Source organism: Ginsengibacter sp. (assembly GCF_057362405.1).
In genome coordinates this window covers 1-11,306 of sequence record NZ_JBMQQG010000035.1, presented here as the reverse complement: position 1 = coordinate 11,306, position 11,306 = coordinate 1, and the positions used below count along the sequence as shown (strand labels likewise).

At 37.9% G+C, this 11,306-nt stretch carries 9 protein-coding genes; 4 read left to right on the top strand and 5 right to left on the bottom strand.

Annotation, left to right across the window (positions count from 1 at the left end):
* The first annotated feature begins 52 nt into the window (after positions 1-52).
* Entirely contained in the window at positions 53-1,324 is a 1,272-nt protein-coding gene (locus ACO1O5_RS02585) for a BaiN/RdsA family NAD(P)/FAD-dependent oxidoreductase (protein ID WP_486268172.1), read from the top strand.
* Between the two features lie 317 nt (positions 1,325-1,641).
* On the opposite strand, the gene rpsA is transcribed toward ACO1O5_RS02585, so the two are convergent.
* A complete protein-coding gene (rpsA, locus tag ACO1O5_RS02580; RefSeq protein ID WP_486268170.1) occupies positions 1,642-3,753 on the bottom strand; it encodes a 30S ribosomal protein S1 in 2,112 nt (703 codons plus the stop codon).
* Between the two features lie 306 nt (positions 3,754-4,059).
* Here rpsA and ACO1O5_RS02575 point away from each other — a divergent pair, with 306 nt between their 5' ends.
* Positions 4,060-4,830 carry a lysophospholipid acyltransferase family protein gene (locus ACO1O5_RS02575; protein WP_486268167.1) on the top strand — a complete coding sequence of 257 codons (771 nt, stop codon included), beginning with the start codon at positions 4,060-4,062 and terminating at the stop codon, positions 4,828-4,830.
* 12 nt (positions 4,831-4,842) lie between these two features.
* On the opposite strand, the gene ACO1O5_RS02570 is transcribed toward ACO1O5_RS02575, so the two are convergent.
* Positions 4,843-5,361 carry an acyl-CoA thioesterase gene (locus ACO1O5_RS02570; protein ID WP_486268165.1) on the bottom strand — a complete coding sequence of 173 codons (519 nt, stop codon included), beginning with the start codon at positions 5,359-5,361 and terminating at the stop codon, positions 4,843-4,845.
* Positions 5,362-5,474: 113 nt separating this feature from the next.
* On the opposite strand from ACO1O5_RS02570, the gene ACO1O5_RS02565 reads away from it, so the two are divergent.
* Both ACO1O5_RS02565 and ACO1O5_RS02560 read left to right on the top strand, forming a co-directional pair.
* Positions 5,475-6,275, top strand: coding sequence for a DUF5995 family protein (locus ACO1O5_RS02565; protein ID WP_486268163.1), 801 nt, complete (start codon positions 5,475-5,477; stop codon positions 6,273-6,275).
* A gap of 65 nt (positions 6,276-6,340) precedes the next feature.
* Positions 6,341-7,555, top strand: coding sequence for a proline dehydrogenase family protein (locus ACO1O5_RS02560; RefSeq protein ID WP_486268161.1), 1,215 nt, complete (start codon positions 6,341-6,343; stop codon positions 7,553-7,555).
* 65 nt (positions 7,556-7,620) lie between these two features.
* Here ACO1O5_RS02560 and pdeM read toward each other — a convergent pair whose 3' ends face one another.
* The 3 genes from pdeM to ACO1O5_RS02545 form a co-directional block, all read right to left on the bottom strand.
* Positions 7,621-8,280, bottom strand: coding sequence for a ligase-associated DNA damage response endonuclease PdeM (gene pdeM / locus ACO1O5_RS02555; protein WP_486268159.1), 660 nt, complete (start codon positions 8,278-8,280; stop codon positions 7,621-7,623).
* A gap of 81 nt (positions 8,281-8,361) precedes the next feature.
* The gene (locus ACO1O5_RS02550; protein ID WP_486268157.1) at positions 8,362-10,875 is read right to left on the bottom strand and encodes a ligase-associated DNA damage response DEXH box helicase; all 2,514 of its coding nucleotides are present in this window, start codon (positions 10,873-10,875) and stop codon (positions 8,362-8,364) included.
* Between the two features lie 7 nt (positions 10,876-10,882).
* Positions 10,883-11,306: c-type cytochrome (locus ACO1O5_RS02545; RefSeq protein WP_486268155.1), on the bottom strand; the 424-nt coding region annotated here is incomplete at its 5' end.

Genomic DNA, 11,306 nt, shown 5'->3' with positions numbered 1-11,306 from the left:
TTTTTTTTACTTTCATTAATGCATTCTGTTACTTTGTTTTGATTAATAAAAAATGCACAAGAAAAAATTGGTTGTAATAGGAGGAGGGGCGGCAGGTTTTTTCTGCGCCGTAAATGCTGCGGCTGAAAATAGAAACCTGGAAGTAACGATTGTGGAAAAGACGCATAAACTTTTGAGCAAAGTTAGGGTGAGCGGTGGCGGAAGATGTAATGTTACCCATGCCTGTTTCAGTATTGCGGAGATGATAAAAAAATATCCGCGGGGCCAGAAATTTTTAAGACAATCCTTTCATCATTTTTTTACGACGGATACAATTGAATGGTTTCAAAGCAGGAATGTAGTATTAAAAACGGAAGCCGATGGAAGAATGTTTCCCGAAAGCAATTCTTCTGAAACGATTGTTAATTGCCTTTTGCAGGAAGCAAATAAATACAATGTTCAGATTTTAATGAACCGCGATGTTGTCGGAATTGAAAAAATTTCTTTTGACAATGAGGTAAGCTTATTTCAAATTTCATTTAAAGATGGTTCGGTATTAACATCCGATTTTATTTGTATCGCATGCGGAGGTTATCAAAAAGAAGATCAATATAAATGGATTACCAAACTGGGACATAGCTTTGAGAAGCCAGTGCCATCTTTGTTTACATTTAATATTTTGAAAGATCCGATTTCGGAACTAATGGGTATTTCTATTGAAAATGTACATGTTAAAATTAATGGAACTAAGTTTTTCCAAACTGGCCCTTTATTAATTACCCATTGGGGATTTAGCGGTCCGGCTATTTTGAAACTTTCTGCTTTTGCTGCCAACCTCCTCGCTACTTTGCAATATCATTTTTCCATTACAATAAACTGGTTAGGCGATTACAATGAAAATTCTCTCCTCGAAAAATTCAAATTATTAAGATTAGAATTGGCTTCCAAGAAAATAATTAATAGAAATCCCTTTGATCTTCCAAAGCGACTATGGGAATATCATTTGAAAATTTGTGAAGTTAAACATGAGTTGCGATGGGCCGATCTTCCTTCAAAGCAACAAAATACTTTGGTGAAACAATTATGTTCGCAGCAATTTACAGTGCACGGTAAAACTACGTTTAAAGATGAATTTGTTACGGCCGGCGGCATTAAACTAAATGAGGTGGAAGCAAATACTATGGAAAGCAGAATTGTACCCAATCTTTTTTTTGCCGGTGAAATTTTAGATGTTGATGGAATAACAGGTGGTTTTAATTTTCAACACGCCTGGACGAGTGGTTTTTTAGCTTCAAAAAAAATTAAGCAGTATATAAGAGACGGTGCTAATCTATCATCTACATAAGAATTAGGATTAGCAATATGATGCTGCATACAATTATAATCCCAATCAAGGCATAAGTAATTATTTTTGATTTGTCTAAGGGCATAGTGAATTTATAATAATCCAGATTGAGCTTCAGGTATCATTTGCCACATAAATTGTACCACTAAATCTGCAATGGCTTTTCTTAAAACTGTTGGAAACCTGTTGATTTTCGTACACGGTGGGATTGAAAGTAGCTGAAACCCATGGTAATAAAGATAAATCATATTTAGGCGCCGGATAAAAAAAATCCCGTTACTGATAGAGTAACGGGATTCAACAAATGAAAAAACTATCTATTCACTATCTTCTGCTTTTGTATCTGTATTTTCTTCCTCTTCTCCTTTTGTTACATCATCAACCACCTTTTCAGCTGTAACTTTTTTCTTTTTAGTTTCCTCTTTCAATGCAGCGGCTTTTTGCTTTTCTAAAGCGGCTTCACCGTCACTATCCATTTTCTTTTTAAGATCGGCTAATACGCCAAGATCGCCTAACGTTGTTTTTTCAACTTTGCTCTGTATATTTTTTACGGCTTTCTTCGTTGTCTCGGCTTCAGCTCTTTTCTCTTTTATCTCGGCATTTTTTTCTTCTACTTTCGCCTGTTCCCAAATACGGCTATGGCTAAGAATGATCTTTTTATCATTTCGGTCAAATTCAATAACCATAAATTTGGCTATATCATCTATGCCAATAAAAGTGTCATCTTCTTTTCTTAAGTGACGGGCAGGTGCAAATCCCTCGAGACCATAAGGAAGCTGAACGGTTGCTCCTTTATCATCCTTCCTGGTAACGGTTCCTTCGTGTATGCTGCCAACAGGGAAAGTTTCTTCCAAGGAGTTCCACGGATCTTCTTCAATTTGTTTGTGCCCAAGCTGCAACTTGCGGTTTTCTTTATCAATGCTCATGATAATAACATCAATTTCGTTACCAACTTTCGTGTATTCGTTGGGGTTATTAAAACGCTTTAACCAGCTAAGGTCACTGATGTGTATCATGCCGCCAATGCCCGGAGATAATTCAACAAACACACCATAAGGGGTAATGTTTTTAACCAATCCTTTGTGCTTGCTGCCTTCAGGATATTTAGTTTCTATTGTGTTCCATGGATCCTCTGTCATTTGCTTAATAGACAAACTCATCTTGCGATCTTCCTTGCTGAGTGTTACCACTTTTGATTCATATTCATCACCCAGTTTAAAGAATTCTTTTGCATTGATAGGCGTGTTTGCCCATGTAATTTCACTTACGTGAACGAGGCCTTCAACACCAGGGAATATTTCAAGGAATGCTCCGTAGTCTTCAATATTTACAACTTTGCCCTTTACAATTTCTCCTTCTTTTACAGTATCTGGTAAAGTATCCCATGGATGAGGTGTTAATTGCTTCAATCCAAGACTGATGCGTTTTTTATCATCATCAAAATCAAGTACAACAACATTGAGTTTTTGATCAAGTTTCAATACTTCACTTGGGTGATTAATACGTCCCCAGCTAATATCAGTTATGTATAATAAACCATCTAAGCCACCAAGATCGAGGAATGCACCAAAGTCTGTGATGTTTTTAATAGTACCTTCCAACACCTGGCCTTTTTCCAGTTTTCCGATAATTTCAGCACGCTGTTGTTCAATATCACTTTCTATAAGTGCTTTATGCGAAACAACTGCATTTTTAATTGCTTCATTAATTTTTACAACTTTAAATTCCATTGTTTTACCAACGAACTGATCGTAATCAGTTACAGGTTTCACGTCTATCTGAGAACCTGGCAGGAATGTTTCCATACCAAATACATCAACGATAAGGCCGCCCTTAGTTTTACTGGTAACAAGACCTGTAACAATTTCACCTGTTTTATGCATATCAACAATTCTTTCCCATGCACGGGTGGTGCGGGCTTGCTTGCGGCTTAAGTGAAGATTACCATCCCTGTCTTCTTTTTCAGCAACCATTACTTCCACGTCATCGCCTACCTTAAGATTCGGCATATCGCGAAACTCATTTAAAGAAATAAGTCCGTCACTTTTAAAGCCGATATTAATTACAACATCTGTTTTGGTCATTCCCACGACAGTGCCGTGAATCATTTCATTGTCGTTAATCTGCTTAAAAGTCTTGTCGTAAACTTCATCATATTTTTTTCTCTCTTCCTTGTTATATGATGTTACATTTCTCTTGTCCACCGTCCAGTCAAAATCATCATGAGGTGTTGAGAGAGCTTCTTCATGAATTTCAACTTCTGTAGGTTGCACCTCTGTGGCGGCTTGTGTAGATTCCACGTCAGGAAAATCGGGGAAAGGAACGCCTTCGATACCTCCCTGCGGCATTTCTTCAATAGTTTGTTTAATTTCCGCGTCAGTTCCGGCATTCAAAACGGGACTTGGATCACTTTTCATTTGTTCTTCCATAATAATTATTATAAACAGGTGATTTTTTTATTGCTGCATCCCTTAGTTCAGGATCCTGCTCATCAGCATTTGGTTAATAAATTATTTCTTAAATTTTGTCCCAAATGTTTTTTTATTTTTGGGACTGCAAAGGTAATAAAATACTCGTATTTTCGGGTATTTTAAGTTAATTATCCGGAATTTTTTCTGTTGAGTTTTTTCTGGGAAATTTTGATTTAAATAGGCGATGTAATTTAAAAAATCCGCCATGCATAATTGAGATCGATTTTCCTAAATTGCAGATATTTTTTTGACAAAAAAATAACAATGAAACGATGGCTTGATAGTTTGAAGCGAACACGGGTGGTTAAGTCCATAATTTACTTCTTTGTGGGAATATTTACGTATCCCGGATTTGCAATCGTAAATAGTATTAAGATAACCGGTACGGAGCACTTTAAAAATCTTCCAAAAAGAAATGTACTGTTTGTAAGCAACCATCAAACCTACTTTGCGGATGTAATTATGTTTCTCCATATTTTTTGCGCAGTTAAATGGCGAAAGCAAAACAGGCTGGGCATTCCCTTTTATCTGTTAAATCCATTTACGCGGGTATATTATGTAGCAGCAGCAGAAACCATGAAAAGTAGCGTTATAAGCCGGATTTTCAGATGGGCAGGTGCCATAACGGTTAAGCGTACATGGAGAGCTGAAGGAAAGGAAGTGCAAAGAGGTCTTGATCCGGGCGATACACGAAAAATCGGTAGGGCTCTTGAAAATAATTGGGTGATAACCTTCCCACAGGGAACCACAAAGCCTTTCGCTCCCGGGAGAAAAGGAACGGCCTTTATAATTAAGAATTATAAACCAATAGTGATTCCTGTCGTGATAAGCGGATTTTGGCGTGCCTTTAATAAAAAAGGATTAAAATTCAAGAAAAAGGGGACTCTCTTAAACGTGCATTTTAAAGAACCTCTACAATTTACCTACGAAGAAAGCATTGATGCCATCCTGGAAACAGTGATGGATGCGATTGAGCAAAGCAAAAAGTTTATGATGAAAAGCAAACACCATTTAATAACGGCACTGGATAAATAATTGATTATTGGTTTAGTTATCCTTTGTAAATAGCGCTTTCAACTCACCCGCGTCCATTGGCTTCATTTTCCCACCAAGTATTAATCTAAGTTGCCTTCGCCGTAAAGCACTTGCAAAAAGAGAATGCTCCTCTTCCGTCTCCGGTTCAAGCACAGGCACAGGTCTGGGTTTGCTATTTGGATCGAGTGCAACAAAAGTATAGTAAGCCTCATTGCTTTTATAACGGTACTGCTGAATAATATCTTCGCCCCAAACATTTAAATGTACTTCCATGCTGGTAGTAAATGACCTTGTTACTTTTGCTTCGATGTGTACAACATTGCCAAGTTTAATGGGGTTGGTAAAAGAAATGTTATCTACTGAAGCGGTTACCACCGGGGCATTACAATGTTTCGTTCCCGATATCGCAGCGGCAATATCCATCCAATACATCAATCGGCCACCCATCAGGTTACCAAACGTATTAGTATCATTGGGCAAAACAATTTCTGTCATGATTACTAAACTCTCCAAAGCCTTTTTTGAAATCATTTTTTTTAATTTTTGCAAAGATAAGGTTGCATAGTGAAGATGGCAGATTGAATGTTATTAATGCCGTAAACCTGCTTTTGTTTTATATTTAGTAATCATATAAATGTTTTTGAATGAGTGCTTCCACAGAAATAATTACTAAAGATGATTTGCTGTTATTGCCCTTGCCATCAACAATTGACGAGGTGATTAATCAACTCGAAAAAATTATTTTTTATTGCAAAACCAACAATAGTTGTGCGGGCTATTTTGCGGTTTTATATCATAAGGTTACTTGTAAAGTGAGGGATTGCATTAACATTAATGAGTTTGAAGATGGTTTAAGAATGGGACGGTTAGATGTAACATTTGCTAATCGCTATCTCATAGCATTTCATGACTGGATAGCGGGTAAGCCAACCACTAACTCGTGGAAGATTGCATTCGACGCAATTGCTCCGAATAAATCCCTGGTACTTCAGCATCTGCTATTAGGAATGAATGCACATATTAATCTTGACCTTGGAATAGCCACAACATCAGTAATGGAAGGATTCGTTTTGGAGGATATCCATAAGGATTTCGACATAATTAATTCCATCTTATCTTCTATGATCGACAATATTGAAGATTGCCTTACTAAAATAAATCCGCTTATGCGGTTGCTTAACTTACATATCTATAAGTATGATGAAATGTTGGTTCAGTTTAGTATAAAAACGGCGAGGGATGGCGCCTGGGTTTTTGCGCAAGAATTAAATGGTAAAAAAGGAAATGACTATATCAGCTGTGTAAGTTCCAGAGATGCAAGCATTCAACAAATAGGAAACAGTATTGCCAACCCTCGTGGATTTTTATTAAAACTGATCGCCGGCTTAATCCGTCTATTCGAAAAAAGGAACGTGTCTGCAGTGATAGATTTCCTTGGTGCTTAGGCCAAAAAAATACTGCTTTATTTATTTGGTGGATAGATTTTGATTATAGAATTTCACCCTCCGTTATGACAAATATTTCTTTTGAAAATACGCAAGTGGCTTTTGAATATAAAAGCGATAAAGAATTAAAAAAAGCCAAATTTCTTTTTTCTTCAATGGGCAAAGCATGGTTAGTAAAGCTTGGTCTGAAACTAACACCATGGGCGCTCAAAATAGGTTTACCTGTTAAAGGGTTGATCAGGCAAACAATTTTTAGCCAGTTTGTAGGCGGAGAATCTTTGCAGGAAACTTCCGCTGTCGCTGATAAGTTGGGAAAATTTAATGTGCAGGTAATTCTTGATTACGGAGTAGAGGGAAAAGAGGGTGAAGAAAATTTTGATGAAGCCAGGGATGTATTTATTCAATCTATTCAATACGCTTCCACTCAAAGTAACATTCCGTTTATGAGCGTGAAACTAACGGGCTACGCCAGGTTTGGTTTGCTTCAGAAGTTACACGAAGCATCCAGGTATAATGATATTGTCCGGGGAATTGTTCCTTTAGAATCATTAAATGAAAATGAAAAAGAAGAGTGGTTGCGGGTTGTAAACCGGTTAGATACAATTTGTAAAACGGCAAAAAGCAAAAATATAGGTGTACTCGTTGACGCGGAAGAAACATGGATACAGGATCCAGTAGATGCGTTGACCATGCAAATGATGCAGAAATACAATATTGAAAAAGCCGTCGTTTATAATACAGCTCAGCTTTACAGGAAAGACCGGTTGCAATTTATTATAGACAGTTGCCGGTTTGCCAAAGAAAATAAATTCGAATTAGGGATGAAATTAGTGCGGGGCGCTTATATGGATAAAGAACGTGAACGTGCCTCTTTATTGGGCTACTCTTCTCCGATAAATGATAATAAGCAGGCAACTGACAACGACTTTAATGCTGCTACCGAATTTTGCATAAACCCTGAAAATCGTGTATTCATTATAGTTGGTTCACACAATGAATACAGCAATTTGTATGCGACAGAATTGATGAGGAAATTTGGCCTGCCTCTACATTATGATCGTGTTCATTTCTCTCAATTGTATGGAATGAGTGATAATATTTCATTTAACCTGGCAAAGGCAGGTTGTTTTGTTAGCAAATATTTACCCTTCGGTCCCATAAAAGATGTAATTCCATACCTCATGAGAAGGGCGCAGGAAAACGCTTCCGTAAGTGGGCAAACCGGAAGAGAACTTGGATTAATAAAAAAGGAGTTAGCAAGACGAAAAAATATTCATTGAGTAATCGTCATATAGTCAATAGGTATTTTATAGCATTCAAGGCCTCAATGTCCAGTTGATTTTTTTTACATCTTTATAACCTGGTTTTCGACTAACGCAAAAACGATATCTTTCTTATTTGGCTTGATTTTATGCAGTCCCGTAAACATACTGAAAGCCGGCAGCACCGCATATTGTTCGGTAAAATAGAAGCATGGTAACATAAAGGATTGCTTGCCGTTTCCACTGACTCTAATTCCAGGATGGATATGACCGGAAAACGTAAAAAGATCTTCGTCATCCATTTCGCATTCTGACGCTATATCGTGCGTAAAACAAAATTTATTTATAGATAGTTTTTTATTTTCGATTTTAATATTGCCTTCTGCATAAAATTTATCAGTAAGAATATCGTGATTACCTTTTATAAGATGGATGCTAACCGAATCAATATCATTTCGCCACTTTAAAAAAAGGTCAATCTCTTTGTTAGCACGACTATGAAACATATCGCCTGCAATTAGCAACAAATCCGGTTTAAAATATTGTATTTGTGTAAATAATCTTTGCAGATCCTCTTTAAAAATATTTTGAGGAACTCCGATTCCTTCTTTTCTAAAATGACCGGTCTTTCCAAAATGTAAATCCGAAAGTATCAGCGCTTTTTCTTGCTCCCAATAAATGCAGCGGGCAGGAGAGAGCCAAAATGTTTGATTACGAAGAATAAATTTGTGGGGAGAAAACAATTTTTTAAGACTGCAATTTAAAACATCGGCGAAATAATTCTAAAAGTATTTGTAACCCTCCTCCGGAGGGCAGAGAGGCCATTATTTCTCCAACTGCATTTGCATTCTCTTAACCCTGTCTTCTAATTTTTCGGAAGTAAGATTTTCCCGCATGCTATCAACTTTAATCGGGAAGCAAAATGGTGTAAGCCTGTTTGGGAAAGTGATTATGATTTTACTTTGTTGAATTCGCTCCAGCATGTTGCGAAGTCTTTCTTCTTCCATTTGTTGTTCCATCACTTCGTTGTATGATTGGCGAAGTAATAAGTTGCCTGGCTCGTATTCCGCAAATACATTAAACAGGAGTGAAGCCGATGATTGAAGATGCCTTGCTTTTTTTTGCTCACCGGGGAAGCCCGTAAAAATTAATCCGCCAATTACTGCAACGTCCCTGAACTTTCTCTTGGCCATCTCCACACTGTTCAGGCTTCGTTGTATGTCATTTAATAAATTATCCGGAGAAAATAATTCGTATGAATTGGTGTCATCTAACGGTATCGGCTGGTCGCTAAGTAATTCAAAGCCATAATCATTCATGGCGATTGAAAATGTAATGGGAGTAATACGGCTTATCCGGTATGCTAAAACAGCTGCCATGGCTTCGTGTACCAATCTTCCTTCAAAAGGGAAAACAAAAAGATGGAACCCGTCTTTTGTTTCGATATGTTCAATAAGTAATTCATTTTGTTTTGGAATATGAGAAAGATATTCCTGCAACTCAAATAATGGTTGTAATGCTCTTATTTCAGGAAGAATATTCCTTTTGTCTTTCTTATGCAGCAGCAGGCCTGCCTCATCAAATTTCTTTCTCAGCATAAATCCAAGGTTAGCTGATAGAGGCATCCGGCCTCCCTGCCAGCTTGGAATAATGGATTTTTTTGCATTCGATTTTCTAACCAATGCAGTCATCTCTTTAACCATTACAAATTCCAGGTTTCGTCCGGCCAGGGTAAAGTTGTTGCCTGGTTGCAGGCGTGCAATAAACCATTCCTCAATAACACCTACAAATCCGCCGCTGATAAATTTCACTTTCATCATAGGGTCACTAACGATCGTGCCTATGTGCATCCTGTGCCGCATAGCAATTCGGCGATTATTTATTTTATATAGTCCATCAATAATTTCTATTTTTTTATAATCGTCATATTGATTTAATGCAACACCACCTGTTGTTGCGAACTGAATAATCTGCAGCCATTCATCATCCGTTATATCGCGGTAGCAATAAGTTGTTTTTATTTCTTTAAAAATTTGTTCTGGAATAAATCCATCGGAAATAGCAAGGGTGCTTAAGTATTGAATCAGGACATCAAAACATAAGAGCCTGGGCTCACGGCTTTCAATTAATTTAATGTCCGTTGCTTCTTTAAGAGCGGCAGCTTCTATCAACTCAAGTGAATGAGTTGGCAGAAAATATATCTTACTCACTTCTCCAGGTCGGTGGCCGCTCCTTCCCGCACGTTGCAAAAACCTTGCAACTCCCTTCGGCGAACCAACCTGTATAACGGTCTCGACTGGACGAAAATCAACTCCCAGGTCGAGACTTGCTGTGCATACAACGGCTTTGAGTTTCCCTGTGTGCAAATTTTCTTCAACCCAACTTCTTAATTCCGGTTCAATACTTCCATGATGCAATGCAATGGCGCCCGCAAGCTCGGGGCAAGCAGTAAGTAAAGCCTGGTACCACATTTCGCTCATGCCCCTGGTGTTAATGAAAATGAGCGTGGTAGTGCTTTTCATAATGATGGGAATAACTTTATGAACCAGCTTTATGCCCAAGTGCCCTGCCCATGGAAACGTTTCGATCTCATCGGGAAAAACAGACTCAATTTGTATGGGCTTATCGATTTTAGCGGTTATTGTCTCGCCAAATTTTTGCGGGGGTTGCTGTAATAAGTTAGCAATCGGAGAAAGCAACACTTCCCTTGCCTCTTGAAGATTTCCTATCGTTGCTGAGATACCCCAGAGAGAACACCGACTATTACCTGTTAACGATTGACAATTTATAATTCTCGAAATCGCCAACTCGACCTGTACGCCTCTTTTCGATCCCAATAACTCATGCCATTCATCAACAGCAATTAATTTTAAAGAAGCAAATATTTCAGGATAATTTTTTTGGGCCAAAAGAAGATGCAGGCTTTCCGGGGTAATGATAAGCACTTCAGGAACCTGCCGTTTTTGTTTTTGTCTTTCACTAATGCTTGTATCTCCGTTTCTAATGCCCACTTTCCAATTCATTCCAAGCTCGTAAATTACTTCTTCCATTGCCCGTCCAATATCGGTGGCAAGCGCCCTTAAAGGCGTTATCCATAAAAGCTGCAGGTTATTTTTTGATTTTGATTGGTAGTTTTTTGGATGGTCATTTATAAAATCAATAATAGTCCCGAGAAAAACTGAAAATGTTTTCCCGCAACCGGTTGGAGCATTTACAAGTCCTGATTTTTTGTTGATGATATGTTGCCATGTTTCCAGTTGAAACTTAAAAGGTGACAGCCCTTTTTCCTGTAGCCAGGTGTTGATAACGGCGTGACCTTTGGTAGTTTCTAATTTCACTTTGGCTTTATAAAGTTTTCAGGTATTCTATAAGTGCAGTTCTTTCTTCGTTTGAGAACTTGTCGCCAAAGGCATGTCCTGCGTTGCTATAACCTTTAAGTGTAGTATTATAAACGTCTTTGTTTATTGGGGCGGCTTCTTCTTTGTATTTCCATCCCGGCGAATCAATGTCGTATTGTGGATTTTTAAAATCACGACTCCAGTATTTTGGCCTTAGCTTACTGTTCAATAATGTTTCCAGATTGGGTACAGAGCCATTATGCAAATAAGGTGCTGTAGCCCAAATGCCATCCAGCGGCGGCGCAATGTATCCTCTAAAAGGTACAAGTTTTGCAGGATGGTCCCCTGTTGTAAACCAGCTTTGATTGAACCAATCTACAAATTGAGGACTACTATAATTTGATGAATAAAGTAAAGAATCAGTTTGAATA